The sequence below is a fragment of the Stenotrophomonas sp. 80084_Sma genome (genome assembly GCF_056481995.1).
The window spans coordinates 1,285,297-1,311,722 of record NZ_CM151177.1 but is presented as its reverse complement, the minus strand read 5'-3'; the positions used below and the strand labels follow the sequence as shown (position 1 = coordinate 1,311,722).

The 26,426-nt window shown below is 66.8% G+C and carries 27 protein-coding genes; 15 read left to right on the top strand and 12 right to left on the bottom strand.

Annotation, left to right across the window (positions count from 1 at the left end; translation table 11 throughout):
• Nucleotides 1-26: 26 nt before the first annotated feature.
• The 4 genes from lspA to murJ form a co-directional block, all read right to left on the bottom strand.
• On the bottom strand, nucleotides 27-551 hold the full coding sequence (gene lspA / locus ACZK3W_RS06080) for a signal peptidase II (RefSeq protein WP_049424357.1): 525 nt from the start codon (nucleotides 549-551) through the stop codon (nucleotides 27-29).
• Nucleotides 551-3,382, bottom strand: coding sequence for an isoleucine--tRNA ligase (gene ileS, locus ACZK3W_RS06075; RefSeq protein WP_478450580.1), 2,832 nt, complete (start codon nucleotides 3,380-3,382; stop codon nucleotides 551-553). Before ileS ends, lspA begins: the two co-directional genes overlap by 1 nt.
• Nucleotides 3,379-4,326: a bifunctional riboflavin kinase/FAD synthetase gene (locus ACZK3W_RS06070; RefSeq protein WP_478450579.1), complete on the bottom strand. Its 948-nt coding sequence runs from the start codon at nucleotides 4,324-4,326 to the stop codon at nucleotides 3,379-3,381. The genes ileS and ACZK3W_RS06070 overlap by 4 nt, the downstream gene beginning before the upstream one ends.
• 75 nt (nucleotides 4,327-4,401) lie before the next feature.
• On the bottom strand, nucleotides 4,402-6,006 hold the full coding sequence (gene murJ, locus ACZK3W_RS06065; RefSeq protein ID WP_125895443.1) for a murein biosynthesis integral membrane protein MurJ: 1,605 nt from the start codon (nucleotides 6,004-6,006) through the stop codon (nucleotides 4,402-4,404).
• A 117-nt stretch (nucleotides 6,007-6,123) separates the two neighbouring features.
• On the opposite strand from murJ, the gene rpsT reads away from it, so the two are divergent.
• On the top strand, nucleotides 6,124-6,393 hold the full coding sequence (gene rpsT, locus ACZK3W_RS06060; RefSeq protein WP_005408560.1) for a 30S ribosomal protein S20: 270 nt from the start codon (nucleotides 6,124-6,126) through the stop codon (nucleotides 6,391-6,393).
• A 206-nt stretch (nucleotides 6,394-6,599) separates the two neighbouring features.
• Here the strand turns inward: rpsT and cgtA are convergent, their stop codons facing one another.
• The 3 genes from cgtA to rplU all read right to left on the bottom strand — a co-directional run bounded on the left by cgtA (nucleotide 6,600) and on the right by rplU (nucleotide 8,420).
• Entirely contained in the window at nucleotides 6,600-7,652 is a 1,053-nt protein-coding gene (gene cgtA, locus ACZK3W_RS06055; RefSeq protein ID WP_032127584.1) for an Obg family GTPase CgtA, read from the bottom strand.
• A 177-nt stretch (nucleotides 7,653-7,829) separates the two neighbouring features.
• Complete coding sequence (rpmA, locus tag ACZK3W_RS06050; RefSeq protein ID WP_005415704.1) at nucleotides 7,830-8,093, bottom strand: 50S ribosomal protein L27; 264 nt, start codon at nucleotides 8,091-8,093, stop codon at nucleotides 7,830-7,832.
• Between the two features lie 18 nt (nucleotides 8,094-8,111).
• Nucleotides 8,112-8,420, bottom strand: coding sequence for a 50S ribosomal protein L21 (rplU, locus tag ACZK3W_RS06045; protein ID WP_005408557.1), 309 nt, complete (start codon nucleotides 8,418-8,420; stop codon nucleotides 8,112-8,114).
• 362 nt (nucleotides 8,421-8,782) lie between these two features.
• On the opposite strand from rplU, the gene uvrA reads away from it, so the two are divergent.
• From uvrA to ACZK3W_RS06030, 3 genes are all read left to right on the top strand, one after another.
• Entirely contained in the window at nucleotides 8,783-11,785 is a 3,003-nt protein-coding gene (uvrA, locus tag ACZK3W_RS06040; protein WP_125895431.1) for an excinuclease ABC subunit UvrA, read from the top strand.
• Complete coding sequence (locus ACZK3W_RS06035; protein ID WP_006424673.1) at nucleotides 11,785-12,192, top strand: acyl-CoA thioesterase; 408 nt, start codon at nucleotides 11,785-11,787, stop codon at nucleotides 12,190-12,192. The genes uvrA and ACZK3W_RS06035 overlap by 1 nt, the downstream gene beginning before the upstream one ends.
• A 98-nt stretch (nucleotides 12,193-12,290) precedes the next feature.
• Nucleotides 12,291-13,016: an enolase gene (locus ACZK3W_RS06030; protein ID WP_125895429.1), complete on the top strand. Its 726-nt coding sequence runs from the start codon at nucleotides 12,291-12,293 to the stop codon at nucleotides 13,014-13,016.
• A gap of 241 nt (nucleotides 13,017-13,257) precedes the next feature.
• On the opposite strand, the gene ACZK3W_RS06025 is transcribed toward ACZK3W_RS06030, so the two are convergent.
• A complete protein-coding gene (locus tag ACZK3W_RS06025; protein ID WP_125895428.1) occupies nucleotides 13,258-13,704 on the bottom strand; it encodes a copper chaperone PCu(A)C in 447 nt (148 codons plus the stop codon).
• Between the two features lie 34 nt (nucleotides 13,705-13,738).
• On the opposite strand from ACZK3W_RS06025, the gene ACZK3W_RS06020 reads away from it, so the two are divergent.
• From ACZK3W_RS06020 to ACZK3W_RS06005, 4 genes are all read left to right on the top strand, one after another.
• Entirely contained in the window at nucleotides 13,739-14,515 is a 777-nt protein-coding gene (locus ACZK3W_RS06020) for an enoyl-CoA hydratase/isomerase family protein (protein ID WP_032127589.1), read from the top strand.
• A 127-nt stretch (nucleotides 14,516-14,642) separates the two neighbouring features.
• Nucleotides 14,643-15,563 carry an acyl-CoA thioesterase II gene (gene tesB / locus ACZK3W_RS06015; protein WP_004148214.1) on the top strand — a complete coding sequence of 307 codons (921 nt, stop codon included), beginning with the start codon at nucleotides 14,643-14,645 and terminating at the stop codon, nucleotides 15,561-15,563.
• A gap of 4 nt (nucleotides 15,564-15,567) precedes the next feature.
• Entirely contained in the window at nucleotides 15,568-16,077 is a 510-nt protein-coding gene (locus tag ACZK3W_RS06010) for a pathogenicity-like protein (protein ID WP_032127591.1), read from the top strand.
• A 208-nt stretch (nucleotides 16,078-16,285) separates the two neighbouring features.
• The gene (locus tag ACZK3W_RS06005; RefSeq protein ID WP_049398908.1) at nucleotides 16,286-17,503 is read left to right on the top strand and encodes an RNA polymerase sigma factor; all 1,218 of its coding nucleotides are present in this window, start codon (nucleotides 16,286-16,288) and stop codon (nucleotides 17,501-17,503) included.
• A gap of 51 nt (nucleotides 17,504-17,554) precedes the next feature.
• On the opposite strand, the gene ACZK3W_RS06000 is transcribed toward ACZK3W_RS06005, so the two are convergent.
• On the bottom strand, nucleotides 17,555-18,118 hold the full coding sequence (locus ACZK3W_RS06000) for an EF-hand domain-containing protein (RefSeq protein ID WP_478450578.1): 564 nt from the start codon (nucleotides 18,116-18,118) through the stop codon (nucleotides 17,555-17,557).
• A gap of 156 nt (nucleotides 18,119-18,274) precedes the next feature.
• Here ACZK3W_RS06000 and ACZK3W_RS05995 point away from each other — a divergent pair, with 156 nt between their 5' ends.
• Both ACZK3W_RS05995 and ACZK3W_RS05990 read left to right on the top strand, forming a co-directional pair.
• Nucleotides 18,275-19,030: an arginyltransferase gene (locus tag ACZK3W_RS05995; RefSeq protein WP_012510405.1), complete on the top strand. Its 756-nt coding sequence runs from the start codon at nucleotides 18,275-18,277 to the stop codon at nucleotides 19,028-19,030.
• Between the two features lie 38 nt (nucleotides 19,031-19,068).
• Nucleotides 19,069-20,274 carry an endonuclease/exonuclease/phosphatase family protein gene (locus ACZK3W_RS05990; protein ID WP_478450577.1) on the top strand — a complete coding sequence of 402 codons (1,206 nt, stop codon included), beginning with the start codon at nucleotides 19,069-19,071 and terminating at the stop codon, nucleotides 20,272-20,274.
• A gap of 71 nt (nucleotides 20,275-20,345) precedes the next feature.
• Here ACZK3W_RS05990 and purT read toward each other — a convergent pair whose 3' ends face one another.
• Nucleotides 20,346-21,533: a formate-dependent phosphoribosylglycinamide formyltransferase gene (purT, locus tag ACZK3W_RS05985; RefSeq protein ID WP_049404703.1), complete on the bottom strand. Its 1,188-nt coding sequence runs from the start codon at nucleotides 21,531-21,533 to the stop codon at nucleotides 20,346-20,348.
• Nucleotides 21,534-21,670: 137 nt separating this feature from the next.
• Here purT and ACZK3W_RS05980 point away from each other — a divergent pair, with 137 nt between their 5' ends.
• Genes ACZK3W_RS05980 through ACZK3W_RS05960 form a run of 5 tightly spaced genes read left to right on the top strand, consistent with a single transcriptional unit; the run spans nucleotide 21,671 to nucleotide 24,370 of the window.
• The gene (locus ACZK3W_RS05980; protein ID WP_180838700.1) at nucleotides 21,671-22,552 is read left to right on the top strand and encodes an SPFH domain-containing protein; all 882 of its coding nucleotides are present in this window, start codon (nucleotides 21,671-21,673) and stop codon (nucleotides 22,550-22,552) included.
• Between the two features lie 46 nt (nucleotides 22,553-22,598).
• Nucleotides 22,599-22,778 carry a type II toxin-antitoxin system antitoxin gene (locus tag ACZK3W_RS05975; RefSeq protein WP_065178114.1) on the top strand — a complete coding sequence of 60 codons (180 nt, stop codon included), beginning with the start codon at nucleotides 22,599-22,601 and terminating at the stop codon, nucleotides 22,776-22,778.
• Nucleotides 22,775-22,954, top strand: a complete 180-nt coding sequence (locus ACZK3W_RS05970; protein WP_032127598.1) for a DUF4177 domain-containing protein — start codon at nucleotides 22,775-22,777, stop codon at nucleotides 22,952-22,954. Before ACZK3W_RS05975 ends, ACZK3W_RS05970 begins: the two co-directional genes overlap by 4 nt.
• A gap of 3 nt (nucleotides 22,955-22,957) precedes the next feature.
• Nucleotides 22,958-23,551, top strand: coding sequence for a PH domain-containing protein (locus tag ACZK3W_RS05965; RefSeq protein ID WP_032127599.1), 594 nt, complete (start codon nucleotides 22,958-22,960; stop codon nucleotides 23,549-23,551).
• A 9-nt stretch (nucleotides 23,552-23,560) separates the two neighbouring features.
• Nucleotides 23,561-24,370: a M15 family metallopeptidase gene (locus ACZK3W_RS05960; RefSeq protein ID WP_032127600.1), complete on the top strand. Its 810-nt coding sequence runs from the start codon at nucleotides 23,561-23,563 to the stop codon at nucleotides 24,368-24,370.
• Between the two features lie 394 nt (nucleotides 24,371-24,764).
• Here ACZK3W_RS05960 and ACZK3W_RS05955 read toward each other — a convergent pair whose 3' ends face one another.
• Together ACZK3W_RS05955 and ACZK3W_RS05950 are read right to left on the bottom strand one after the other, a co-directional pair.
• Nucleotides 24,765-25,136 carry a DUF423 domain-containing protein gene (locus ACZK3W_RS05955; RefSeq protein ID WP_019659313.1) on the bottom strand — a complete coding sequence of 124 codons (372 nt, stop codon included), beginning with the start codon at nucleotides 25,134-25,136 and terminating at the stop codon, nucleotides 24,765-24,767.
• 103 nt (nucleotides 25,137-25,239) lie between these two features.
• Nucleotides 25,240-26,313, bottom strand: coding sequence for a polyketide cyclase (locus ACZK3W_RS05950; RefSeq protein WP_032127602.1), 1,074 nt, complete (start codon nucleotides 26,311-26,313; stop codon nucleotides 25,240-25,242).
• Nucleotides 26,314-26,426: the final 113 nt, after the last annotated feature.

Sequence of the window (26,426 nt, the reverse complement as noted above, 5' to 3'; positions counted from 1 at the left end):
AGTTCAGTCTCCCGGCAGCGGCCGGCTTACGGTTTCGGGTTGGCATTATCCGCCTTTTTGGCGGACTTGCCGTCGAACAGGCCAAACAGGGCGATGCCGATGGCACCCACCACGATGGCCGAGTCGGCGATGTTGAACGAGGGCCAGGTGTAGCTGCCCACGTACCACTGGATGAAGTCGACCACATGGCCATGCACCTGGCGGTCGATCACGTTGCCGATGGCGCCGCCGATGATCAGCGCGTACGGCACCGCGGCCTTCCAGTTGCCGCGGGCAGTGCTACGCAGCCACCAGGCCATCAGGCCGCTGATGACGATCGCCAACACGGTGAAGAAGTGTTTCTGCCAGCCACCAGCGTCGCTCAGGAAACTGAACGCGGCACCGGTGTTGTAGGTGCGGTACCAGTTCCAGAAGCCGTCGATAACCACCACCGGCTGGAACTCCGGCAGGCTCGACAACACCCAGGCCTTGGACCACTGGTCCAAGCCGATGATGGCGGCCGACAGCAGCAGCCAGACCAGGGCGTTCGGATGCGGACGGGGCGCGGCCATCAGAACCAGCTCCGCACTTCACCGGCGCCGGTGATGTTGCTCACGCAGCGGCCGCACAGTTCCGGGTGGTCGGCGTTGCTGCCGACGTCGGCGCGGTGGTGCCAGCAGCGCACGCACTTGGCCTTGGTGGTCGGCTGGGCGCTGACGAACACCTCGTCGGTGGTCGCCGGGCGCACCTGCACGTCGCCACTGATGAACAGGAAACGCAGTTCATCGGCCAGCGGCTGCCACTTCGCGGCCTGCTCTTCGCTGGCGGCGATGGTGATTTCCGCTTCCAGCGCGGCACCGATCGCGCCGTTGGCACGCATCGGCTCGAGCACCTTGGCCACCTGCTCGCGCACGGCCAGCAGCTGGTCGAAGTCGGCGGCGTTGAGCTGGGCATCGGCCGGCAGCGGCGCCAGGCCGTCGTACCAGGTGGTGAACAGCACATGGCCGGCATGCTCGCCCGGCAGATAGCCCCACAGCTCGTCAGCGGTGAAGGTCAGGATCGGCGCCACCCAGCGGGTGAACGCTTCGGCGATGTGGTACATCGCGCTCTGTGCCGAACGGCGACCGTGCGAATCGGTCGGCATCGTGTACAGGCGGTCCTTGGTCACGTCCAGGTACAGCGAGCCCAGGTCCACGCTGCAGAAGTTCAGCAGCAGCTGCACGATCTCGGCCATGTTGTAGCCGTCGTAGGCCGCCTTGATCTTCTCCTGCAACTCCCACGCGCGATGCACGATCCAGCGGTCCAGCTCGACCATCTGGTCGAGCGGCTGCAGGTGCTGGGCCGGATCGAAACCGTCCAGGTTGCCGAGCAGGAAGCGTGCGGTGTTGCGCAGGCGACGGTAGGCGTCGGCGTTGCGCTTGAGGATCTCCTGCGACAGCGACATCTCGTTGCTGTAGTCGGCCGAGGCGATCCACAGGCGCAGGATGTCCGCGCCCAGCTTGTTCATGATGTCCTGCGGCTCGATGCCGTTGCCCAGCGACTTGGACATCTTGCGGCCGTGCTCGTCCACGGTGAAGCCGTGGGTCAGGCACTGCTTGTACGGCGCGCGCTTGTCGATCGCCACGCCGGTCAGCAGCGAGGACTGGAACCAGCCGCGGTGCTGGTCCGAACCTTCCAGGTACAGGTCGGCCGGCTTGCCGAAGCCACGCGCGGCGAGCACGCCTTCATGGGTCACGCCCGAATCGAACCAGACGTCGAGGATGTCGGTGACCTTCTCGTAGTCGGCCGCTTCGGCGCCCAGCAGTTCGGCGGCATCCAGCGAGTACCACACGTCGATGCCCTCGGCTTCGACGCGGTCGGCCACCTGCTGCATCAGCTCCACCGAGCGCGGATGGATCTCGCCGGTCTGGCGGTGGGTGAACAGTGCGATCGGCACGCCCCAGGTGCGCTGGCGCGAGATGGTCCAGTCCGGGCGACCGTCGACCATGCTCTGGATGCGCGCCTTGCCCCAGGTCGGGAACCAGCCGACGGTGTCGATGGCGGCCAGCGCATCGTTGCGCAGGTTGGCCTTGTCCATCGAGATGAACCACTGCGGGGTGGCGCGGAACACCACCGGCGTCTTGTGGCGCCAGCAGTGCGGGTAGCTGTGGCGGATCGGGTGGAAGGCCAGCAGCGAACCGTTGTCGCGCAGCACGCCGACGATGGCCTCCTGCGCCTTCCACAGGTGCTGGCCAGCCAGCACCACGTCACCGGCCGGCGGGGTCGATTCCAGGTACACGCCACGGCCGTCGATCGGGGTCACCTGGCCGGCGTTGTACTTGTCCAGCAGGCCGTACTTCTGGCTGACCACGAAGTCTTCCTGGCCGTGGCCGGGGGCGGTGTGCACCGCACCGGTACCGTCCTCGTCGGAGACGTGCTCGCCGTTGAGCACCAGGATCTCGCGCTCCGGGTAGAACGGGTGCGCCAGCAGCTGGTTCTCCAGCGCGGCACCGGTGGTTTCACCGTGCAGCACCACGTTTTCGACGCCATAGCGCTGCAGCGCGCGCTCGGCCAGGGCCGCGGCCAGCACCAGCCAACGGCGCTTGCCGTTGTGCGCCGGGCCTTCGGCCAGCACGTAGTTGATCTCCGCGCCCAGCGACACCGCCAGCGAAGCCGGCAGCGTCCACGGGGTGGTGGTCCAGATCGGCACGGCCACTTCCACATCGGCCGGCACGCTCACGCCGAACGCCTGGCCGATGGCCTGCGCATCGCGCGCGGCGTAGGCCACGTCGATCGCCGGCGATTCCTTTTCCTGGTATTCGATCTCGGCCTCGGCCAGCGCCGAGCCACAGTCGAAGCACCAGTACACCGGCTTGGCGCCACGCACCAGGTGGCCGTTGGCCACGACCTTGGCCAGCGCACGGATTTCGTTGGCTTCGAAGTCGAAGCTCAGGGTCTTGTACGGGTTGTCCCAGTCACCGGTCACGCCCAGGCGCTTGAAGTCCACGCGCTGGATGTTGATCTGCTCTTCGGCGAACTCGCGGCACTTCTGGCGGAATTCGACGGCGTCGAGCTTGGTGCCGACCTTGCCCCACTTCTTCTCGACCGCGATCTCGATCGGCAGGCCGTGGCAGTCCCAGCCCGGCACGTAGGGCGCGTCGAAGCCAGCCAGGTAGCGCGACTTGACGATGATGTCCTTCAGGATCTTGTTGACCGCGTGGCCGAGATGGATGCGGCCGTTGGCGTACGGCGGGCCGTCGTGCAGCACGAACAGCGGGCGGCCGGCGGCGTTGTCGCGCAGCTGCTGGTAGAGCCCCTGTTCTTCCCACCGCGCCAGAATGCCCGGCTCGCGCTTGGGCAGGTCGCCGCGCATCGGGAATTCGGTGGCTGGCAGGTTCAGGGTGGTCTTGTAGTCCTGGCTCACGCAGTGGCTCGCAATCTATGTTCGGAAAGGATGGCGCGCGCCTGTTCGGCATCGCGGTGCATCTGGTCGGTCAGTGCCGCCAGATCATTGAATTTCTCTTCGTCGCGCAACTTGGAGACGAACTCTACGTCGATGTGGCGCCCGTACAGGTCGCCCTGGAAATCAAACAGGTGCGCTTCCAGCAGCGGCTCCACGCCGTCCACCGTCGGCCGCGTGCCGAAGCTGGACACCGACGGCCACGGCTGGTCGAACACGCCGTGCACCCAGGTCGCGTAGATGCCCGACAGCGCCGGGGTCTTCGGGAAACGCAGGTTGGCGGTGGGGAAGCCCAGCGTGCGGCCGAGCTGGCGCCCACGCACCACCCGCCCGCTGATCGCGTAGGGACGGCCGAGCAGATCGCCGGCACGGGCGAAATCGCCGTCCTGCAGCAGCTGGCGGATGCGGGTGCTGGAGATGCGCTCGCCGTGCAGATCGACCGCTTCGATCTCGCCGGCGCTGAAGCCGAGCTCGGCGCCGAGCTGCTGCAGCAGGGCCAGGTCGCCGCGGCGGCGGTTGCCGAAGCAGAACTCCGGCCCGATCCAGACCTCACGCGCACTCAGGCGATTGACCAGCAACTGGCGCACGAAGGTCTCGGCCGGCATCGCCGCCATCGCCGCGTCGAAACGCAGCAGGCCGATCGCATCGACACCCAGCTCGCGCAGGATCTCGACCTTGCTGCGCGCCAGGGTCAGCCGCGGCGGCGGCGTGCCCTGGGCGAAGAATTCACGCGGCAGCGGCTCGAACGCCACGGCCACCGCGGCCACGCCCAAGGCGCGCGCGCGGGCAACCGCGTGGCGGACCAGCGCACGATGGCCCAGGTGGAGGCCGTCGAATGCACCGATACAGACCACGCTTCCGTTGGGGAACAGCTCCCCGCCCTCGACGCTTCTGAACAGCCTGCTCATCAACTCTCGTTCCGGCCCGACCGGGGCCGCTGCTTCAATGGTGTAACCCTGAAGTATAGCCGCCACGGGCCGCGATCAATGCCCACGCAGGTCGCGCGGGCGGAAGCCCATCGCCAGCATGGCCACCGCATAGGTCGCGCCACCGCCGCCGACCAGCAGCATCAGGCCACCGATACGGTGCCATTTGTCCATGACGGTGAAGTCGGGAACCCAATGCAGCAGGGCCAACAGCACGCCGACCATGGCCGCACAGGCCAGCAGCAGCCGCACCAGATAGCCGCCCCAGCCCGGCCGGCGCTGGTAGACATCGGTCTTGCCCAGCCAGTACCAGAGCAGGCCCAGGTTCAGGTAACTGGACAGTGCGCTGGCGATGCCCAGCGCCAGGTGCAGGCCCGGCTGCTTGCCGATGGCCGCCATCACGCCCTGCGCCTTCAGCTCGTCCGGCACCATGACCTGGTACAGCACGGCCAGCAGGGCGAAGTTGAACACCATGTTGGCCACCAGCGCGGCCACACCGGCGCGCACCGGGGTCTTGGTGTCCTGGCGCGCATAGAACGCCGGCAGCACCACCTTCAGCAGGGCGAACGCCGGCAGGCCGAAACTCAGGCCGTACACCGACAGCGCGGTCATGCGGGTATCGAAGGCGGTGAACTGGCGGTACTGGAACAGAGTGGCGATCAGCGGCTCGGCCAGCAGCAGCAGGCCCAGCATGGCCGGCACCGAGATCAGCAGGGTCATCCGCAGGCCCCAGTCCAGCGAGCGCGAGAAACCCTCGCGGTCGGTGCTGACGTGATGGCGGGCCAGCGCCGGCAGGATCACCGTGCCCAGCGCCACGCCGAACACACCCAGCGGCAGCTCCAGGAAGCGATCGGCCAGCGACAGCCACGACTGCGAGCCGTCGGTCAGCTTGGCCGCGATGAGGGTATCCAGCAGCAGGTTGATCTGCGCCACCGACGAACCGAACAGGGTCGGCACCATCAGCGTCAGCACCTTGCGCACGCCCGGATGGCGCCAGCCCCAGCGCGGCAGGGTCAGCAGGTTGATGCCCTTCAGCGAGGGCAGCTGGAACAGCAGCTGCAGGATGCCGGCGGCGAGTACCGCCCAGCCCAGCGCCAGGATCTGTTTTTCCGGGGTGCCGCCCAGCTGCGGCGCCAGCCATAGCGCACCGGCGATCATGCACAGGTTGAGGATGACCGGGGTCAGCGCCGGCATCGCGAAACGCTGGAAGCTGTTCAGCGCGCCACCGGCCAGCGCGGTCAACGAGACGAACAACAGGAACGGGAAGGTCAGGCGGAACAGGTCGACCAGCAGGGTCTGCTTGACCGGGTCGGTATCAGCACCACTCGAGAATGCGACCGCCAGCTGCGGCGCGAAGATCAGCGCCAGCGCGGTAACCAGCATCAGCACCCCACCCAGGGTGCCGGCGGTGCGGGCCATCAGTTCACGCAGCTCGGCATGGCTGCGGGTTTCCTTCACTTCCGTGAACACCGGCACGAAAGCGGTGGCGAAAGAGCCTTCGGCGAACAACCGGCGCAGGAAATTGGGTACCCTGAAGGCAACCCAGAACGCATCGGTAACCGCATTGGTGCCGAACGTGGTGGTGATCACCTGGTCACGGACAAGTCCGAGCACCCGCGAGACCATGGTCATGCTGCTGAACGACAGCAGGCCTCGCAACATCTTCGGTGAACTCACTCAGCGTCCCTCTTGACAATCGACTTGACGTGCATTTCTCGGGCCATCATACTAGCTAGCTTGCTGTTCCCATAACACCGATTTTTTCAGGAAACCACCACCGTGGCCAATATCAAGTCCGCCAAGAAGCGCGCCAAGCAGACCGTCGTGCGCAACGCGCGCAACGTGGCTCAGCGCTCGATGCTGCGCACCGCTGTCAAGAAAGTGATCAAGGCGCTGGACGCCAACGATGCCGCCGGCGCCGAAGCCGCCTTCGCCGTTGCCCAGCCGATCCTGGATCGCTTCAGCGCGCGTGGCCTGATCCACAAGAACAAGGCTGCTCGCCACAAGAGCCGCCTGAACGACCGCATCAAGGCCCTCAAGGCCGCCTGATCCGGCGTTGCCGCCCTGCCCCTTCGGGGGTCGGGCAGCAGAAAAGAACCCGGCCCCGGCCGGGTTTTTTGTTGCCTGCGATCCACGCGATCCGGTAGTGCCGGCCGCTGGCCGGCAACCCCGAGGAATGCCGGCCCGCGGCCGGCACTAATGGAAAATGAAAAACCCGGCCGAAGCCGGGTTTTTCGCATGGAACCACAACAGCATTACTGCGCGTTGCGGGCTTCCAGCTCGTCTTCCTTCTGGCGATCGAAGAAGGCCATGATCCGGCTCATGATCGGGAAAGTACCTTCGCGGCCCAGCGCGGAGACCAGGAACCACGGCTCCTTCCAGCCCAGCTCGGCAACGATCTGTTCGGCCGCAGCCTTCGCTTCGTCTTCGAACATCAGGTCGGCCTTGTTCAGCACCAGCCAGCGCGGCTTCTGCAGCAGCTCCGGATCATGCTTTTCCAGTTCGCGCTCGATCGCGCGCACCTGCTCGACCGGGGAAATGCCTTCCACCCCGCCCTCCATCGGCGAGATGTCCACCAGGTGCAGCAGCAGGCGGGTGCGCTGCAGGTGGCGCAGGAACTGCGCACCCAGGCCGGCACCGTCGGCAGCGCCTTCGATCAGGCCGGGAATGTCGGCAATCACGAAGCTGCGGTAGTTCTCCACCTTCACCACACCCAGGTTCGGGTACAGCGTGGTGAACGGGTAATCGGCCACCTTCGGCGTCGCCGCCGAAACGGCACGGATCAGGGTGCTCTTGCCAGCGTTGGGGAAGCCCAGCAGGCCGACGTCGGCCAGCAGCTTCAGCTCCAGCTTCAGCGTGCGCTCTTCGCCCGGCTCGCCCGGCAGCGCCTGGCGCGGCGAGCGGTTGGTCGAGCTCTTGAAGTGCATGTTGCCGAGGCCACCACGACCGCCCTGCGCCACCAGCAGGCGATCACCATGCTGGGTCAGGTCGCCGATGATTTCATCGGTGGCGACGTTGATCACCACGGTGCCGACCGGCACGGTGATGGTCAGGTCTTCGCCGCCCTTGCCATAGGCCTGGCGGCCCATGCCGTTCTCGCCACGCTGCGCCTTGAAGATGCGGTCATGGCGGAAGTCGACCAGGGTGTTCAGGTTTTCGTCGGCGCGGATGTACACGCTGCCGCCCGCACCGCCGTCGCCGCCGTCCGGGCCGCCGAGCGGAATGAACTTCTCGCGACGGAAGCCAATGCAGCCGTTGCCGCCGTTGCCGGCGAACACTTCGATTTCTGCTTCGTCTACCAGTTTCATTGTTTCGATGCCTGCGATGGGCGCGGCCTGCCAGCCGTCGCCTTGAATGTTATGCCAGCCGCTGGCCGGCAACTCGGCCTGGCCGGTCTTGCTTTCACTCTAACGAAAAGCCCCGCCGAAGCGGGGCTCTTCATGCAGCACCCCCATGCCGAGGCACGGGTGCCGGCGATGCCTGGATCAGGCGTCGGCCGAGACGATGCTGACGGTGCGGCGCTTCTTGGCGCCCTTGACCGAGAACTCCACCTTGCCGTCCACGAGGGCGAACAGGGTGTGGTCACGGCCCAGGCCAACGCCCGAACCCGGGTGGAACTGGGTGCCGCGCTGACGCACGATGATGTTGCCGGCTTCGATGGCCTGGCCGCCGAAGATCTTGACGCCCAGGTACTTCGGGTTGGAGTCGCGACCGTTGCGCGAGGAGCCTACGCCCTTTTTATGTGCCATGACTGCTTCTCCTGATGCTTAGCCGGCGATGCCGGTGATCTCGATTTCGGTGTAGTACTGACGGTGACCCTGACGCTTCATGTGGTGCTTGCGGCGACGGAACTTGATGATCCGGACCTTGTCAGCACGACCCTGGGACAGGACCTTGGCGGTGACGGCAGCGCCCTTCAGCGCATCGCCCAGCTTCACGCCGTCGCTGTCACCCAGCATCAGGATGTTGTCAAACTTGATCTCGCTGCCGACTTCGACTTCGAGCTTTTCAATGCGGAGCTTTTCGCCCTGCGCCACGCGGTATTGCTTACCGCCGGTGACCAGTACTGCGTACATGACCAGGCCTTCCTCTGTAGTTATTGTGGTCTGAGCTGCCGCCATCGAGGGCGGACAGGAGCGGGATTGTACGCAGATCAGCGGGCGCGGGTCAAGTCAACCCCTGAACGGCCTGGAGACCGGGCCCTGTAGAGCCGGGCCATGCTCGGCTGAACGGCCCGGGGGTCCGGCCGGAACGGGGTCAGATCCCTTTTCACGTCGTGAAAAGGGATCTGACCCCTGCCTGTCGGCCTGTCTCATCAGGTGAGACATCGGGCTGGCATTGTCGCCCATTGCCCCCATCTGGTCACCTCGGTAGGCTAACCGATTGCCGTTCCCTGCTGGCCCGGCACCCAGCCAACGCCCCCACAACCGGATCCCCCATGGCGATGGATTTCATCCGCATCCGCGGCGCGCGGACGCACAATCTGAAGAACCTCGACCTCGACCTGCCCCGCGACAAGCTGATCGTGATCACCGGCCTGTCCGGTTCGGGCAAGTCCTCGCTGGCGTTCGACACCATCTATGCAGAAGGCCAGCGCCGCTACGTCGAGTCGCTGTCGGCCTATGCGCGCCAGTTCCTGAGCGTGATGGAAAAGCCGGACCTGGACCACATCGAAGGCCTGTCCCCGGCCATCTCGATCGAGCAGAAGTCGACCTCGCACAACCCGCGCTCGACGGTCGGCACCATCACCGAGATCTACGACTACCTGCGCCTGCTGTACGCCCGCGTCGGCACCCCGCGCTGCCCGGACCACGGCTACCCGCTGGAAGCGCAGACGGTCAGCCAGATGGTCGACCAGGTGCTGACGCTGGACCCGGAACAGCGCTACATGCTGCTGGCGCCGGTCATCCGCGACCGCAAGGGCGAACACGCACAGGTGTTCGACCAGCTGCGTGCGCAGGGCTTCGTGCGTGTGCGCGTGGACGGCGAGCTGTATGAAATCGATGCGGTGCCGCCGCTGGCGCTGCGCCAGAAGCACACCATCGAGGCGGTGATCGACCGCTTCCGCCCGCGCGAGGACATCAAGCAGCGCCTGGCCGAGAGCTTCGAGACCGCACTGAAGCTGGGCGATGGCATGGCCTCGGTGCAGAGCCTGGACACCGCCGACGCCACGCCGGCGCTGTTCTCCTCCAAGTACTCCTGCCCGGTGTGCGACTACTCGCTGCCGGAACTGGAGCCGCGCCTGTTCTCGTTCAACGCACCGATGGGCGCCTGCCCCGGCTGCGATGGCCTGGGCATCGCCGAGTTCTTCGATCCCTCGCGCGTGGTGGTGCATCCGGAGCTGTCGCTGGCCGCCGGTGCGGTGCGCGGCTGGGACCGCCGCAACGCCTACTATTTCCAGCTGATCGCCTCGCTGGCCAAGCACTACAAGTTCGACGTGGACGCCGCCTGGAACTCGCTGCCGGCCAAGGTGCAGCAGGCCGTGCTGTACGGCAGCGGCGACGAAACGATCACCTTCACCTACTTCACCGAAGCTGGCGGCCGCACCCAGCGCAAGCACCGCTTCGAGGGCATCATTCCCAACCTCGAACGCCGCTACAAGGAAACCGAGTCGCCTGCGGTGCGCGAGGAGCTGTCCAAGTACATCAGCGAACAGCCGTGCCCGGAATGCAATGGCGCGCGCCTGAACAAGGCAGCACGCAACGTGTTCGTGGCCGATCGCCCGCTGCCGGAGCTGGTGGTGCTGCCGATCGACGAGGCACTGAAGTTCTTCAGTGAACTGAGCCTGCCGGGCTGGCGTGGCGAGATCGCCGCGAAGATCGTCAAGGAGATCGGCGAACGCCTCGGCTTCCTGGTCGATGTCGGCCTGGATTACCTGACCCTGGAGCGCAAGGCAGACACCCTGTCCGGTGGCGAGGCACAGCGCATCCGCCTGGCCAGCCAGATCGGCGCCGGCCTGGTCGGTGTGATGTACGTGCTCGACGAGCCGTCGATCGGCCTGCACCAGCGCGACAACGAACGCCTGCTCGGCACCCTCACCCGCCTGCGTGACCTGGGCAATACGGTGATCGTGGTCGAACATGACGAGGATGCGATCCGGCTGGCCGACTACGTTCTGGACATCGGCCCGGGCGCGGGCGTGCACGGCGGCGAGATCGTCGGCCAGGGCACCCTGCAGGACATCCTGGAGGCACCGCGTTCGCTGACCGGCCAGTATCTGTCGGGCAAGCGCGCGATCGAGATTCCGGCGCGCCGGCACACGCCGAACCCGAAGATGACCCTGCACCTGCGCGGGGCGACCGGCAACAACCTGAAGGGCGTGGACCTGGCGATTCCGTCGGGCCTGCTGACCTGCGTGACCGGCGTGTCCGGCTCGGGCAAGTCGACCCTGATCAACGACACCCTGTTCTCGCTGGCCGCCAACGAGATCAACGGCGCCTCGCACCCGATCGCTCCGTACAAGGAAATCGATGGCCTGGACCTGTTCGACAAGGTGGTGGACATCGACCAGTCGCCGATCGGCCGCACCCCGCGCTCGAACCCGGCCACCTACACCGGCCTGTTCACGCCGCTGCGCGAACTGTTCGCACAGGTGCCCGAAGCGCGTGCACGCGGCTATTCGCCGGGCCGCTTCAGCTTCAACGTGCGCGGCGGCCGCTGCGAAGCCTGCCAGGGTGACGGTCTGATCAAGGTCGAGATGCACTTCCTGCCGGACGTGTACGTGCCCTGCGACGTCTGCCATGGCAAGCGCTACAACCGCGAGACGCTGGAGATCCTGTACAAGGGCTTCAACATCAACGACGTGCTGGAAATGACCGTCGAGGATGCGCTGAAGCTGTTCGAACCGGTGCCGTCGATTGCGCGCAAGCTGGAAACACTGGTCGACGTCGGCCTGAGCTACATCAAGCTGGGCCAGAGCGCGACCACGCTGTCCGGTGGTGAAGCGCAGCGCGTGAAGCTGTCCAAGGAACTGTCGCGCCGCGATACCGGCCGCACCCTGTACATCCTCGACGAGCCGACCACCGGCCTGCACTTCCACGACATCGAAGCGTTGCTGGGCGTGCTGCACAAGCTGCGCGACGAGGGCAACACGGTGGTGGTGATCGAACACAACCTGGACGTGATCAAGACCGCCGACTGGATCGTTGATCTGGGTCCGGAAGGCGGCCATCGCGGCGGCACCATCCTGGTCACCGGCACGCCGGAAGACGTGGCGGCCTGCCCGCAGTCGTACACCGGCCAGTTCCTTGCGCGCATGCTGCCGTCCACCCACGCGCGCCCGGAGCAGCCGGCCGCCGTGGCGAACAAGCCCGACGCCCGCCCGCCGCGCAAGGTGAAGCCTGAAAAGGCCGAGAAGCCGGCGAAGAAGGCCGTGGCTGCCAAGAGCACCGGCAAGACCAGCAAGACCGCCACTGCCAGCAAGAAGAAAAAGGACGCCTGATGAGCAGCGAACACAAGATCCTGGCCCGCATCCCGATCAGCGTGCGCTGGCGTGACATGGACAGCATGGGCCATGTGAACAACGCCAAGTACATCTCCTACCTGGAAGAAGCGCGCGTGCGCTGGATGCTGGGCGTGGACGGTGTGTCGATGACCGACCGCATCGCACCCGTGGTGGCCGCGACCAACGTCAACTACCGGCTGCCGATCGTGTGGCCCAACGACATCCTGGTCGAGCTGTTCGTCGAGCGCCTGGGCAACAGCAGCGTGACCATCGGCCACCGCATCGTCGACCAGCAGGACGAATCGAAGCTCTATTCGGACGGCAACGTGGTGGTGGTCTGGATGGACACCCAGACCGGCAAGAGCGCGCCGCTGCCGGAGGCGATCCGTAGCGCGTCTACCTGACGCGCCTGTGGTAGTGCCGGCCGCTGGCCGGCAACCTCCAGATGTATCGCGGATGCCGGCCAGCGGCCGGCACTACCGATCCAATTCAAAGGACTGACATGATCCACCAGACTGAACTGCGCGACCTGCTGCCCGGCATGGTCGCCTTCCCCACCGATGTCTTCCCCTCCGACCAGGCCTGGCTCGGCCAGCACCTGCTGCCGCTGCTGAAGATCGACCTCGGCGTGCTGCGCCCGGAACTGGCCGGCCAGGTGGCAACGATGCTGTGCCCGATCGAGCCGTATGACGGCTGCATCGGCGAGACCACAGAAGAACACCACAACGATTTCACCGGCACCAACTGGATCGCCTTCGAACTGACCGCCGGCAACGAGATGCGCTTCCTCGGCAACGCGGGCTATTTCATCGGTGATGCGGTGCAGGACAAGGATGCGCAGGAACACATCGCGCAGATGCGCGAGAGCTACGCCAAGGCCCGCGATTACCATGCCACGCATGGCCGTCTCGCCTGCTACTCGCGCTATGGCAAGGGTGAGGCCAGCGAGCGCGATTATCTGGATACGCTGGGTGGCCCGATCAGTTTCGGCAACTGGACCGAAACCGCAGAGATTCCCGCGGCATTCGAGCTGGGTTTCACCGAAGCTGCCGATGACCCCAACGCTGCGGACGATGCCGAAACAGTGATCATCACCCGCAATGGCAACAAATTCTTCGCCGTGGCCGACGTGGCCGGCTACAACTGGTGCGCCACCGGTGCCGATGCGATCGTGATGCTGTACGAGCCGGAAAGCCGCACGGTGCTGTTCTCGTTCGACTGGTCGTAAGCCCCCTGGTAGTGCCGGCCGCTGGCCGGCATTTCGCGTCCTGCCGGCCAGCGGCCGGCACTACCGGATATTCCGTTCGCGCCCAGCGTCCTCAACGCTACGGCAGCCATCCCAATCGTCGCTTCATCCGTAGAGTCGAGCTTGCTCGACTGCTGCAGGCCGGGGCCGTCGAGCAAGCTCGACGCTACGACGGCCATCCCAACCCCTTGCGTCAGCAGCAGCGTGCCGTTTCCCCGCGCGCTTACGGCGCGGCCTTGCGCACCACCAACGTCGCGCTCGCTTCGCCACCGCCTTCCAGCTGCAGCCGCAGCGGCAGCGCCTGGCCTTCCTTCAACGCGCCCTTGCCCTGCATCAGCATCAGGTGCAGACCACCGGGCTTGAGCTCGGCGCGCGCGCCCGGTGCCAGCGGCAGACGCTCGATCGCGCGCATGCGGCTGACCCCATCGACGATCGTGGTCTCGTGCAGCGACACATCATTGAAGCTGCTGCTGGTCGCGCCAGTGATCGCCACCGCCTTGCTGCAGCCGTTGTGGATCACGCCGTAGCCGGCGGTCATCGGCATCGCCGGATTCGGTGGCAACCGCGCCCAGCCCTGCTCCACCGTGACGCAGTCCGGTTCCGCCGCCGACGCCGATGCTGCGGCCGCACACAGAACCAACAGTACGCCAACGAATGGTTTGGTTATCATCGCCCAGGTTCCTTCTTCGCAACGAGACCGCAGCATGACGACGCTCATCGAGGTGATCAACCATGGCCCCATCCGCGAACTGCGCCTGGCGCGGCCGCCGGTCAACGCACTGGACACCGAACTGTGCCGGCAGTTGATCCATGCCATCGAGCTGGCCATGGCCGAAGACGCGCACGGCATCGTGCTGTCGGGCAGCGAGCGCATCTTCACCGGCGGCATGGACGTGCCGCACCTGCTCTCGCATGGTGATGACAAGCACAAGTTGCTGGACACCTGGAACGCCTTCTTTGGCGCCGTGCGCACGCTGGCCGAGAGCCGGATCCCGGTGGTCGCGGCGATCACCGGCCACGCACCGGCGGGCGGCTGCGTGCTGGCCCTGTGCTGCGACTACCGGGTGATGGCGCGCAGCGCCGATCCGTCGCGGCCGTATGCCATCGGCCTGAACGAAGTGCAGGTGGGCCTGATCGCGCCGGAGGGCATCCAGCGCCTGCTGCGCCGCGCGGTGGGCGTACACCGCGCCGGCGTCCTGCTGACCACCGGCTCGCTGGTGCCGGCCGAACAGGCGCTGCAGATCGGCCTGGTCGATGAACTGGCCGAAGGCGACCTGGTGGTGGCGCGCGCCATCGCCTGGCTGCAGAACCTGCTCAAGCAGCCGCGCCAGCCGATGCTGCTGACCCGCGCCATTGCCCGTGCCGACCTGCACGAAGCCCTGCACCCGGACCTGATCCAGCTCGACCGCTTCGTCGAGGCCTGGTTCGCCCCGGACGCGCAGAATGCCCTGCAGGCGCTGGTCGCCCGGCTGGGCAAGTAACCGGTAGTGCCGGCCGCTGGCCGGCAACCGCAGGTGCCCCAGGAGGATCATGAGGTTGCCGGCCAGCGGCCGGCACTACCAATGATGGACTGGCCTGCAACGGTATAATCGGGGCCTCTTCATTGCTGTGGCCGCCCCCTTGAACGACACGCCCGAACCCGTCGTCTCCGAGCTGATCGACCTGCTCACCCTGGAGCGGCTGGAGGACAACCTGTTCCGCGGGCAGAGCCGCGACATCGGCACCAAGTACGTGTTCGGCGGCCAGGTGCTGGGCCAGGCGCTGGCTGCGGCGCAGGCCACGGTCGACAACGGGCGCCACGTGCACTCGCTGCACGCCTACTTCCTGCGCGCCGGCAACATCGACCACCCCATCGTCTACGACGTGGACCGTACCCGCGACGGCGGCAGTTTCTCGGTGCGCCGCGTCACTGCGATCCAGCACGGCAAGGTGATCTTCTTCTGCGCGGCCTCGTTCCAGCAGGCCGAGACCGGCGCCGAGCACCAGCACAAGATGCCCGAAGTGCCGCAGCCGGAAGACATCGAACCGAACCGCCCGCTGCCGGCCGAAGTGCTGGAGCGGCTGCCGATCAAGGTGCAGCGCTGGCTGTCGCGCGGCGGCCCGTTCGAGTTCCGCCACGTCTACCCGCGCGATGAACTCAACCCGCCCAAGCGCCCGCCCTACCACCAGGTGTGGCTGCGCCTGAGCGAGCCGGTCGGCGATGCGCCCGAGCTGCACCAGGCGCTGCTGGCCTATGCCTCCGACTTCCACCTGTTGGGCACCGCCACGTTCCCGCATGGCATCAGCTACTACCACCCGCACGTGCAGATGGCCTCGCTCGACCACGCGATCTGGTTCCACCGCCCGTTCCGCGCCGACGACTGGCTGCTGTACTCGCTGGACAGCCCCAGCGCGCAGGATTCGCGCGGCCTGGCCCGCGGCCAGTTCTTCACCCGCAATGGCGTGCTGGTGGCCAGCACCGCGCAGGAAGGCCTGATCCGCGTGGTTCCCGACCAGGCCGCGGCCGCCGCCGTGCCGGCCAAGGACTGATCCGATGCGCCAGATCTTCAGCAGCCAGCGTGTGGAAACCGTTGAAGGCGTCGCCGAGCTCCTGCGCGGGCATGGCATCGACGTCAAGGTGACCAATGGGCGCTCGTACAAGACCCGTCGCCGCGGCCAGTTCAGCTATACCGACCTGGGCAACGCCAACGCCTACCCAGCGGTGTGGATCGTGCGCGCCGACGACCAGCCGCGCGCGCGTGAAATCCTGCGCGAGGCGCGACTGCTCGACACCACCCGCCGCGACCATCCGACCGCCGAATTCGCCTTCCGCGACACCGCAGAGACGACCGGCGGCGGCCGTGGCTGGGCCTGGCGCATCCGCATCGCCCTGCTGGTGGTGATCGCCGGCGTGGCGCTGGTGATCGGCCTGCGCCATCGTGGCGCCCCGGCGCCGGTCGCACCGGCCCCTGCCCCGCAGACCCAGCCGCAGCAGGCGCAACCGGCTCCGCAGGCCGCACCGGAAGAGGAAGAAATCCGGGTTCGCATCCAGCCCTCGAAGTGACGCACGGGTAGTGCCGGCCGCTGGCCGGCAGCCGAAAAAGGGGACGGAGAGGATTAAGTCGTTTGAGGCACAAACGACTTAATCCCCTCCGTCCCCTTTTTTTGTCATGAGGTTGCCGGCCAGCGGCCGGCACTACCGTGCAGAAGGCCGGTCACATTCGGCGCGCGGCTCCGTCTTGGGACACAATCCCAGCAGGAGAGCCGCCGCCATGACGACGTTCGCCGCATCGATCGACCAGACACTGGAACGCGAACTGCCTGCCGCCGCCAGCGGTTGCCAGCACGCCTATGGCCGCATCGTGCTGGCCTGCCAGAACACGGTTACCGCCATCGCGCTGGCCATCACCCGCGATCGTCAGGCCAGTGAGGACATTGCCCAGGAGGCCTTCGTGAAGGGCTGGCAGCAGCTGCACCAGCTGCGCAGTTCGACCAGCTTCCTGCCGTGGCTGCGGCAGATCACCCGCAACCTGGCCCGCGACTGGCTGCGCGCGCAGCGCGGCCGGCCGCTGACCGGCGAGGCCGCCGAGGTGGCGATGGGCATGGCCGCCGACCCGGCCCCGGGCGCGGCCGACCGCCTGCAACGGGTGGAAGAAGAGATCGCCGCCGAGGACATCATCTCCGCCCTTCCCGCCGACAGCCGCGAAGTGCTGCTGCTGTACTACCGCGAAGGCCAGCGCTCGCAGCAGGTGGCCGACCTGCTTGGGCTCAGTGACGCCGCCGTGCGCAAGCGCCTGTCGCGTGCCCGCGCTCTGGTGCGCGACGGCCTGCTACAACGCTTCGGCGAGTTCGCGCGCAGCAGCGCACCCAGTGCCGCGTTCGCTACGGCGGTGGTTTCGATGGTACTGGTGGCTGCGCCCGGCACGGCCAGTGCTGCGGTGCTGCTCGGCACCGGTGTCGGCATCGGCGGCAGCAAGCTTGGCCTCGGCGGTGCCAGCGCTGCGGGCGGCACCGCGATGGGCTCGCTGACTGCCACGCTGGGCCAGCTGCACGTGCTGCCGGCCGAAAGCTGGGGGGCGGTGATCGGCGGCGTGGTCGGTGGTGCGATCGGCAGCTATCTCGGCGGCCGCTTCCTGATGTCGTACACCGAAACGGCGTCCGAGCGCCGCGACGTGCGCCGCTTCCTCTACCTCAACATCATCACCGGCATGTTCTGGTGCCTGGCGATCCTGCTGGCTGTGATGCTGCAGGCGCCGGTCTGGGCGCAGCTGACGGTGCTGGCGGTAGGCCTGGGCGTGGTCAACTACCAGTGCCTGGTGCCGCTGCAGCGGGTGATGGCACCGATGATCGCGCGCGATTCGGCCCGCCGCGGACGCACCGGCATCAACTGGAAGTTCGAATCGATGTACGGCCGCACCGGCATCATCGCCATGAACCTGATGGTCATCGCGCTGGTGGTGTACTCACTGATGCGCAGCGGCCGCCTGTAACGGACAACGCCGGCAGTGCGCCGGCGTTGTCGTCATTCACTGCGTTGAACCTCAGCGCTGCGGCTTCGGCGCCGCGCCATCGCGCGGACCGCCGTGGCGCGGGCCACCGTGCATCGGGCCCTTGGCCGCGTCGAACTCGGCCTTGCTCAGCTGGCCATCCTTGTTGGTGTCGGCGGCGGCGAACCAGGCATCACGACGCTGCTTCATGCGCAGCTCGCGGTCGGCCTTGTCCAGGTAACCGTCCTTGTTGAGGTCGAGCTCGTCGAAGCGCGCGGCCAGGCGCGGATCGGCCTTGGCTTCCTCGCGGCTGATGCGGCCGTCCTTGTTGACGTCCAGCTTGGCCCAGCGCTCACCGCCGTGGCCACCACGGCGACCATGCTGCCAGCGCGGCAGCTCATCGCGCGAGAGCTTGCCGTCCTTGTTCTTGTCCAGCTCGTCGAACTTCGCGGCCAGGCGCGGGTTGGCAGCGGCTTCGCTGCGGTCGATGACGCCGTCGCCGTTGGTGTCCAGCTTGGCCGGGCGCTGCGCCGGCGCAGTCGGGGCATCGGCGGCCAGCGCGATACCGCTAGCGGAAGTGCCGAGCAGCAGGGCCAGCAGCAGGGGGGTACGGATCATGAGGTCACTCCTGGGGATGGGGATTGCGTCGGGGTGATCACTTCACCCTCGGGGGACTACAACGCCCGGGCGCGACATCGGTTGACGCCGCTGCCGGTTCCATTCATCCGGCGGACAGTCGCCGCCACTGCGACAGCCTGGGGCTATGCTGTGCCCATGGCGATACACGGCGACAGAGACGACGAACTGCGGCTTTTCCAGACCGGCGAACACCCCTGCGGGTACTGGTCGGACAGGGTGGCACGCGACCTGGTGCTGGATCCGCACGACCGTCGTCTCGGCGGCCTGTACCCGCTGGCATTGAGCTGGGGCTTCCGCCGCAGCGGCGACTTGGTCTACCGCCCGCATTGCGCGCACTGCCAGGCCTGCGTAGCGGTGCGCATCCCGGTGGCCCGCTTCGCCCCGGACCGCAGCCAGCGCCGCTGTGCCGCCCGCAATGAAGACCTGGAAGTACGCATCACCGCGGCCACCGCCCGCGATGACCTGTTCGCGCTGTATCACCGCTACCTGACCCACCGCCATGCCAACGGCGGCATGGATGACCACGGCCCGCACGAGTTCGAGCAGTTCCTGATCGGCAGCTGGTCACACACCCGCTTCATGGAGATGCGCCTGCCCGGCCACGATGGCCAGCCCAGCCAGCTGCTGGGGGTGGCGGTGACCGACGTCACCGAGCATGGCCTGTCGGCGGTCTACACCTTCTTCGACCCGGACCATGCCGCGCGTGGGCTGGGCACCTTCGCGATCCTGCAGCAGATTGAATGGGCCCGCCGCGAGGGCCTGCCGCACGTCTACCTGGGCTACTGGATCCGCGGGCATCAGAAGATGGACTACAAACGGCGCTATCGACCGCTGGAAGCCTATGACGGCCGCCGCTGGCACGATTTCGACGACGAACTGGACGGACGCTGACAAACCACTGACACCGGGCCGGGTGCACAATACGGCGCATGAACCTCCGACCCCAGATCCTCGCCCTGGCCCTGCTCTGCGGCGCCACCGCCCCCGCCTTCGCCACGTCCCCTGCGATGACCGAAAAGCCGTCTGCTGCGCTGCGCCTGGCCACCTACAACACCTCGCTGTACTCCGATGAGACCGGTGGCCTGATCAAGGAGCTGGAAGGCGACAGCGAGCACGCGCGCAAGATCGCCGCGGTGCTGCAGCAGGCACGCCCGGACCTGGTGCTGCTGAACGAATTCGATTTCGACGACGCCCACCGCGCCGCCGACCTGTTCCAGAAGCGCTACCTGGAAGTGGCCCAGCCCGGCGGCGGCAAGCCGCTGCACTTCGCCTACCGCTACCTGGCCCCGGTCAACACCGGCGTGCCCAGCGGCCTGGACCTGTACAACAACGGCGTGGTCGGCGGCGAAGGCCGCAGCCGCGGCAACGATGCCTGGGGCTACGGCCTGCACCCGGGCCAGTACGGCATGCTGGTGCTGTCGCGCTACCCGATCGATGAAGCCAAGGTGCGCAGCTTCCAGCTGCTGAAGTGGAGCGCGATGCCGGGCGCGATCCGTCCGGTCGACCCGCGCACCGGCAAGAGCTTCTACAACGACCACGTGTGGTCGCAGCTGCGGCTGTCGTCGAAGTCACATTGGGACGTGCCGGTGAAGACCCCGGCCGGCGTGGTCCACGCGCTGGTCTCGCACCCGACCCCGCCAGTGTTCGATGGCCCGGAAAAGCGCAACGCCGCGCGCAACCACGACGAACTGCGCCTGTGGCAGGAATACCTGTCCAAGGGAGACAAGCCGTGGCTGTGCGACGACAAGGGCCAGTGCGGCGGCCTGGCGCAGGACGCGCGCTTCGTGATCCTCGGCGACCTCAACAACGACCCGGTCGACGGCGATGGCCGCCATGAGGCGATCGTCGAACTGATCGAGAACGCCCGCGTGTTGCGCTACCCCACCCCGCGCAGCGTTGGTGGCGAGCAGACCAGCCTGGCCTATGCGGCCAAGGGCATCGAGCGCAAGGGCGCACCGTTCCACGCCACCGGCGATTTCGGCCCGAAGTCCGGCACCATGCGCCTGGACTACGTGCTGCCCTCCACCGGTTTCGAGTACATCGGCAGCGGCGTGTTCTGGCCGGCCAATGAAAGCCCGGAAGCGAAGATCGCCGATGGCAGCGACCATCACCTGGTGTGGGTGGATGTGAAATAACAGAAAGGGGACGGAGGGGATTAAGTCGTTTGTGCCACAAACGACTTAATCCCCTCCGTCCCCTTTTTGCTTTACGGGCGCAGTTCGACGCCGATTGCGTCGGCGGCATCACGCGCGATGGCGCGCGCTTCGTCGATGGTTTCCGCGCGCGCCAGGGTCACGCCCACGCGGCGATGGCCGTGCACGCTCGGCTTGCCGAACAGGCGCACGGCGGTGTCCGGCACCTGCAGGGCGGCGGCGACGTTGTTGAAGTACGGCACGCCCTCGCCATGCGCCAGCAGCGCGCACGAGGCCGACGGGCCGCTCTGGCGGATCACCGGGATCGGCAGGCCGAGGATGGCGCGCGCGTGCAGCGCGAACTCGCTCAGTTCCTGCGAAACAAGCGTCACCAGGCCGGTGTCGTGCGGGCGCGGCGACACTTCGCTGAACCACACCTCGTCGCCCTTCACGAACAGCTCGACACCGAACAGGCCCCAGCCGCCAAGGTCGTCGGTGATCGCGCGCGAAATCTCTTCGGCACGCGCCAGCGCGGCGCTCGACATCGGCTGCGGCTGCCAGCTTTCGCGGTAATCACCATCCTTCTGCAGATGGCCGATCGGCGCGCAGAACGAGGTGCCACCGGCATGGCGGACGGTCAGCAGGGTGATCTCGTAATCGAAGTCGATGAAACCTTCGACGATGCAGCGGCCGGCGCCAGCGCGGCCACCGGTCTGTGCGTACTCCCACGCCGGGGCGATGTCCGCCTCGCTGCGCAGTGTGCTCTGGCCCTTGCCCGAGGACGACATCACCGGCTTGACCACGCACGGCAGGCCGATGGCGGCCACGGCGGCGCGGTACTCGGCTTCGGTATCGACGAAGCGGTACGGCGAGGTCGGCAGGCCCAGGGTCTCGGCGGCCAGGCGGCGGATGCCTTCGCGGTCCATGGTCAGGCGTGCGGCGCGCGCGGTCGGGATCACCCGCAGGCCCTGCTCCTGCTCCAGCTGGACCAGGGTCTCGGTATGGATGGCCTCGATCTCCGGCACCACAAGGTGCGGCTGCTCCTGGGCGATCAGCGCGCGCAGGGCCATCGCATCCAGCATGTCGATCACATGCGAGCGGTGCGCGACCTGCATGGCCGGGGCATCGGCATAGCGGTCGGCGGCGATCACTTCCACGCCCAGCCGCTGCAGCTCGATGGCCACCTCCTTGCCGAGTTCGCCCGAGCCGAGCAGCAGCACGCGGGTGGCGGAGGGGGACAACGGAGTTCCAAGCTTGGCCATGGCGGTTCCAGCAGCGATGTGAAGGCGGGTGGGCATTCTAGCTGGCCGACCGTCCCGGCCACGGCATCCGACGAACGGTAGTCTATAAGTGATATCACTTTGATATCTTCATTCCGAACCCTCAAAGACGTACCGCCATGAAAGAGAAGTCGCTGTCTTCGCTCAACGGCCTCGGCACGCTGGCCGGCGCCCTGCTTGTCGCCCTCGCCGGCGGCGCCCTGTTCGTACTGGGGGTAGCAGCCAAGGCCAGCACCGGTTCCCCCAACCTGCTGCTGATGCTGGCCGGCATCCTGGTGGCGGCGCTGGCGATCTTAGCCCTGGCCGGCCTGTACACCGTCCAGCCCAACCAGGCGGCGGTGCTGAGCCTGTTCGGCAAATACGTGGGCACCGTGAAGGACAACGGCCTGCGCTGGAACAACCCCTTCTACGCCAAGCGCCGGGTCAGCCAGCGCGTGCGCAACTTCGAGAGCGGCAAGCTGAAGGTCAACGAGCTGGACGGCAGCCCGATCGAGATCGCCGCGGTCATCGTCTGGCAGGTGGTCGATGCCTCCGAGGCGGTCTACAACGTGGACGACTACGAGAGCTTCGTGCACATCCAGTCCGAATCGGCGCTGCGCGCGATGGCCACCAGCTACCCCTACGACCAGCATGAGGATGGCCAGCTGGCCCTGCGCAGTCATGCCAGCGAGATTTCCCAGCACCTGAAGAACGAACTGGCCGAGCGCCTGGCCGACGCCGGCGTGCAGGTGATCGATGCGCGCATCAGCCACCTCGCCTACGCCGCTGAAATCGCCCAGGCGATGCTGCAGCGGCAGCAGGCCAACGCGGTGATCGCCGCACGCACGCGCATCGTTGCCGGTGCGGTCGGCATGGTCGAGATGGCCCTGGCCGAACTGCAGAAGAACGGCGTGGTGCAGCTGGACGAGGAACGCAAGGCGCACATGGTCAGCAACCTGCTGACCGTGCTGTGCTCGGACCGCGGCACCCAGCCGATCGTCAATGCAGGCTCGCTGTACTGAGCCACCCTCGCAACGGGGCGCCCCACCGCCCCGCCAGGAGCCCCCCATGAGTGAGAAGAAAGCCTATCCGCTGCGCATCAATGCCGAGGTCCTGGCCGCGGCGCAGCGCTGGGCTGATGACGAGCTGCGCAGCCTCAACGCGCAGATCGAGTACGTGCTGCGCGACGCCCTGCGCAAGGCAGGACGCCTGCCCAAACCCACGCCATCGTCGGAGGACAAGGAATGAGCAAGCGCTGGAGCTACCAGACCATCGAGGTCAAGACCTCCATGATGGGCGTACTCAAGGCCGAGGATGTCCAGGCCGAGCTGAGCCGGCAGGGCCAGCTGGGCTGGGAGCTGGTCAACATCATCATCCCGGCGCCGATGCGCCCGGCGATGCTGGTGTTCAAGAAGGAGGCCTGAACCATGGGCGGCAGTGACCCGAAACCCTTTGACGTGGCCGAGAGTTCGCCGCTGCGCGTGCTGTGGATCGTGCTGCCGCTGCTGGCTGCCTTCGTGGCCTGCCTGTATGCGCAGCTGTACAAGGCACCGGCGAACGCACCCTGGATCGAAGTAACGCTGTCGCCGCCCTGGTTCCGGATGGGCGGCAGTGCGGCATGGAGCCTGATCGTCATCGCTGTACTCGCTGTCGGGCTGGGGGCCGCCTTCTTCCGTCGCCGGGTGGAGCTGGCCGGCAACGTGCTGGACGTGCGCTCGACGATGTACCGGCGGCGCGTGCCGGTGGCGCAGCTGCGGCTGGACCAGGCCGAGGTGGTCGACCTGCAGCGTGACCGCCGCTATGGCATCCGTGTCAAAACCAATGGCTATTCAATGCCGGGCTTCTACTCGGGCCACTTCCGCCTGCAGGGTGGCGGCAAGGGCTTCGCGCTGGTCACCGACCGTGCGCGTGTCCTCGCCCTGCCGGTCAGTGATGGCAGCACGCTGCTGCTCAGCGTGGACCGGCCGCAGGCGCTGCTCGATGCGCTGCGCAAGGTGGCCGCGTCGGCACCACGGCAGTAAGCTGAGGCGATGCAACGACGCCCGCCCCTGCTGATCAATACCGAGGCCATCGAGCTGTGGCCCGCCCACCTGTTGCGCGCACGCAGCAACCTGGATGCACGCCTGCTGTCGCAGGCGCAGTGGGTGCTGCGGCGCAAGCGTGATGGCCGCTATCTGGCGGCGGTACTGCCGCACGGCGTGCATTCGATGGTGCCGCGCCTGCCGCGCGAGCCCGGGGTCGAGGATGCACTGGCGCTGCTGGACACCGCGGCTGCACGGCCCTTCGGCGCCGGACTGGAAGATCAGTGGCTGCCGCTGGCCGGGTTGCAGCAGCGCCTGCAGCAGCTTGGCCTGGACCCGCAGCGCTACGCCGACGACAGCGGCCTGCCGCTGGAACCCGAACCCTGCCTGCTGCATTTTGCCGGCCGCGATCGCTTCGCCCGCCCGCTATGGCTGCGCCGTGGCGCCGCGCAGGGCTGGCGACGGATGCGACTGCATGCGGCACAGGATGGCATTGCGCTGGACGCCATCTCCGGCTTCCGCAGCCATGCCTACCAGTTGGGCATCTTCGAACGGAAGCTGGCGCGCGGCCTGAGCGTGGCGGAGATCCTGAAGGTGAATGCCGCACCGGGTTTCAGTGAACACCACAGCGGCCACGCGCTGGACATCGGTACACCGGGCGACGCCCCGGCTGAAGAATCGTTCGAAGCCACCGACGCGTTTGCGTGGCTGCAGGCGAATGCCGGTGGGCATGGCTTCCAGCTGAGCTACCCGCGCGACAACCCGCATGGGATCGTCTACGAACCTTGGCACTGGTGCTGGAGACCGGCCAACGGCTGAGCCCCTCGTGGCGGCTGCACGGCGAACTTCATGGAGCTGTCCGGGCGGATTCCGCGCGCGCCCACCACGAGATGGAACAAGAAGGCAAAGACAGAAGCCGGTCGCTTCGCTCGAAGCCTCTACAACGGATCAGCGCGCGGCTGTTGGGTCCGCCTTCAAGCGAGCCGAGCACCGCAGGTCCGGCGAGGGCGAAGAGGTGCGGGTGTCTGAGCGCAGCGAGTTCCCGCACCGTCCCTCGACGGGCCGAGGAGCACAGGGGACCGGTGCGCAGCACCGGCTCGCGGCCGGCGGCGCGTTTCTTTTGGTTACTTTTCTTTTCGCGCGAAAAGAAAAGTAACGCCCATGGACCATCACGATCGCATCGGCATGGATCGGAGCGACAGCCCTGCGACCGTCACCGCCTCAACGCATTGATCGCCAGCAGCACCCATCCAGCCATCATGCTGGTGCCACCGATCGGTGCCATCCGTGTCGGCCACTGCCACAACGCACCGCCCACCAGGCTGCCGGAAAACAGCAGCACGCCCAGCAGCAGCACGTACAACGCCAGGTGCGCGATCGCGCCCTGCGCGCGCGGCCCGAGCGCCACCAGTACCGCGCCATGCGCGAACGCATAGAGCGCCGCCATGTTCAGATGCTGCTGCGCCAGCGGGTCGGCCACACCGTGCGAGGCATAGGCCGACAGGCCGATAGAGGCGGCGGCCAGCAGCGCCCCCAGGCAGGCCAGCAGTGATGGCTTACGTGCGCGACGTTCGAGATTGAACATGTGGGCTCCTTGCGCAGCGCCCTTGCCGGGCGCCAGATGAAAAAAAACGCGCCGCAATGAGCGGCGCGTTTTCGTGTCCAACACTACATGGGTCAGCCGAGGCTTACTTGACGGCCCAGTAGATGTCGTAGGTCGCTTCCGGGGTGAACGACTTGTCCAGACCGTCCTTCCAGGTTTCGTACGGGCGATCGACCACTTCCGAACCGTTGGTCACAGCCCAGGCACGCAGGCCGTTGCGGGCCACGTCCAGACCCGCCATGTGGCCGGTGTAGGCGGCATGCGCCGAACGGTGCGGGGCCACGTGCACGTACTTGACCGGAGCGCCGCCGTCGATCTTGACGGTCAGCTCTTCAGCGGTGGCACCTTCAGCCCCCTTCTTCTTCACCGGCTGGGCGATGTCGAAGGCGTACTTCTCCTGACCGAAATCGGTGGTGATGATGCGGAACGGACCGGCGGCTTCAAGGCCGTTGGCCTCCATCACGCGCTTGATCCACTCCTGGTTGTCCTTGATGGACTTGGTGATCGTGTCCTGACCGCGGTCCACGTTACCGGCGTTGACGACCAGCAGGTCTTCAGCCGGCACATTGACGATGGCCAGATCGGTCAGCGGGGCTTCCGGGGTGCGGTAGTCCACGTTCGGAACGCTGGCCAGCATGTTGGCCATACGCGACAGACCCATCTTGATGTCGTCGCCGATCTGGCGGCTGACATACAGGCCTGCATAACGACCGAACAGGTCGAAGCCGTACTTCACCGAGTAGTCCTGGGTGATCTTGACGTTGCGGCCACCCTTGCCGGTCGGCTCCAGCGTGAAGGTGGTGATCTTGTCGTGACCCTTGGTGGCGTCATCGATGGCGATCGCAACACGCTTGTTCTCTTCGGCTTCGGTGATCTTCCAGGAACCGGTGCCCAGGTCCTTGGAGGTGAAGTCGAGGGTGGCACCGACGCCGGAGGCCGGGCCGGACAGCTTCAGTTCAACGGCGGGATCGCGCAGTACCAGCGGGTTCCAGTCCTTGAAGCGGCGCAGGCTGCTGACCGTGTCGTACACGATCGTCATCTTGCGGTTGGTCTCGATGCTTTCGGTGATGTGACGCTCGCCCGGCAGACATACGCCAATGATGACGAACAGGCCAGCCACGATCCCCAAGGCGATCAGGAACTCGATAATACGGGTCATTCAGAGAGTCTCCGGGGCCGATCCCACGGCCGGGTTGATTGAAGCGAAGCGCCAATCCTAGCAGGCTTCGCGGGCATTGTTTATCGGGATTGGCGCACCGGTTTCCCTGCCGG

What these genes read in the sequence shown, in the direction of transcription:
- lspA (WP_049424357.1), bottom strand. Translation starts at nt 551, where the DNA reads ATGGCCGCGCCCCGTCCGCATCCGAACGCCCTGGTCTGGCTGCTGCTG.
- ACZK3W_RS06070 (WP_478450579.1), bottom strand. Translation starts at nt 4,326, where the DNA reads ATGAGCAGGCTGTTCAGAAGCGTCGAGGGCGGGGAGCTGTTCCCCAAC.
- murJ (WP_125895443.1), bottom strand. Translation starts at nt 6,006, where the DNA reads ATGTTGCGAGGCCTGCTGTCGTTCAGCAGCATGACCATGGTCTCGCGG.
- cgtA (WP_032127584.1), bottom strand. Translation starts at nt 7,652, where the DNA reads ATGAAACTGGTAGACGAAGCAGAAATCGAAGTGTTCGCCGGCAACGGC.
- rpmA (WP_005415704.1), bottom strand. Translation starts at nt 8,093, where the DNA reads ATGGCACATAAAAAGGGCGTAGGCTCCTCGCGCAACGGTCGCGACTCC.
- rplU (WP_005408557.1), bottom strand. Translation starts at nt 8,420, where the DNA reads ATGTACGCAGTACTGGTCACCGGCGGTAAGCAATACCGCGTGGCGCAG.
- uvrA (WP_125895431.1), top strand. Translation starts at nt 8,783, where the DNA reads ATGGCGATGGATTTCATCCGCATCCGCGGCGCGCGGACGCACAATCTG.
- ACZK3W_RS06035 (WP_006424673.1), top strand. Translation starts at nt 11,785, where the DNA reads ATGAGCAGCGAACACAAGATCCTGGCCCGCATCCCGATCAGCGTGCGC.
- ACZK3W_RS06030 (WP_125895429.1), top strand. Translation starts at nt 12,291, where the DNA reads ATGATCCACCAGACTGAACTGCGCGACCTGCTGCCCGGCATGGTCGCC.
- ACZK3W_RS06025 (WP_125895428.1), bottom strand. Translation starts at nt 13,704, where the DNA reads ATGATAACCAAACCATTCGTTGGCGTACTGTTGGTTCTGTGTGCGGCC.
- ACZK3W_RS06020 (WP_032127589.1), top strand. Translation starts at nt 13,739, where the DNA reads ATGACGACGCTCATCGAGGTGATCAACCATGGCCCCATCCGCGAACTG.
- ACZK3W_RS06010 (WP_032127591.1), top strand. Translation starts at nt 15,568, where the DNA reads ATGCGCCAGATCTTCAGCAGCCAGCGTGTGGAAACCGTTGAAGGCGTC.
- ACZK3W_RS06005 (WP_049398908.1), top strand. Translation starts at nt 16,286, where the DNA reads ATGACGACGTTCGCCGCATCGATCGACCAGACACTGGAACGCGAACTG.
- ACZK3W_RS06000 (WP_478450578.1), bottom strand. Translation starts at nt 18,118, where the DNA reads ATGATCCGTACCCCCCTGCTGCTGGCCCTGCTGCTCGGCACTTCCGCT.
- ACZK3W_RS05995 (WP_012510405.1), top strand. Translation starts at nt 18,275, where the DNA reads ATGGCGATACACGGCGACAGAGACGACGAACTGCGGCTTTTCCAGACC.
- ACZK3W_RS05990 (WP_478450577.1), top strand. Translation starts at nt 19,069, where the DNA reads ATGAACCTCCGACCCCAGATCCTCGCCCTGGCCCTGCTCTGCGGCGCC.
- purT (WP_049404703.1), bottom strand. Translation starts at nt 21,533, where the DNA reads ATGGCCAAGCTTGGAACTCCGTTGTCCCCCTCCGCCACCCGCGTGCTG.
- ACZK3W_RS05980 (WP_180838700.1), top strand. Translation starts at nt 21,671, where the DNA reads ATGAAAGAGAAGTCGCTGTCTTCGCTCAACGGCCTCGGCACGCTGGCC.
- ACZK3W_RS05975 (WP_065178114.1), top strand. Translation starts at nt 22,599, where the DNA reads ATGAGTGAGAAGAAAGCCTATCCGCTGCGCATCAATGCCGAGGTCCTG.
- ACZK3W_RS05970 (WP_032127598.1), top strand. Translation starts at nt 22,775, where the DNA reads ATGAGCAAGCGCTGGAGCTACCAGACCATCGAGGTCAAGACCTCCATG.
- ACZK3W_RS05965 (WP_032127599.1), top strand. Translation starts at nt 22,958, where the DNA reads ATGGGCGGCAGTGACCCGAAACCCTTTGACGTGGCCGAGAGTTCGCCG.
- ACZK3W_RS05960 (WP_032127600.1), top strand. Translation starts at nt 23,561, where the DNA reads ATGCAACGACGCCCGCCCCTGCTGATCAATACCGAGGCCATCGAGCTG.
- ACZK3W_RS05955 (WP_019659313.1), bottom strand. Translation starts at nt 25,136, where the DNA reads ATGTTCAATCTCGAACGTCGCGCACGTAAGCCATCACTGCTGGCCTGC.
- ACZK3W_RS05950 (WP_032127602.1), bottom strand. Translation starts at nt 26,313, where the DNA reads ATGACCCGTATTATCGAGTTCCTGATCGCCTTGGGGATCGTGGCTGGC.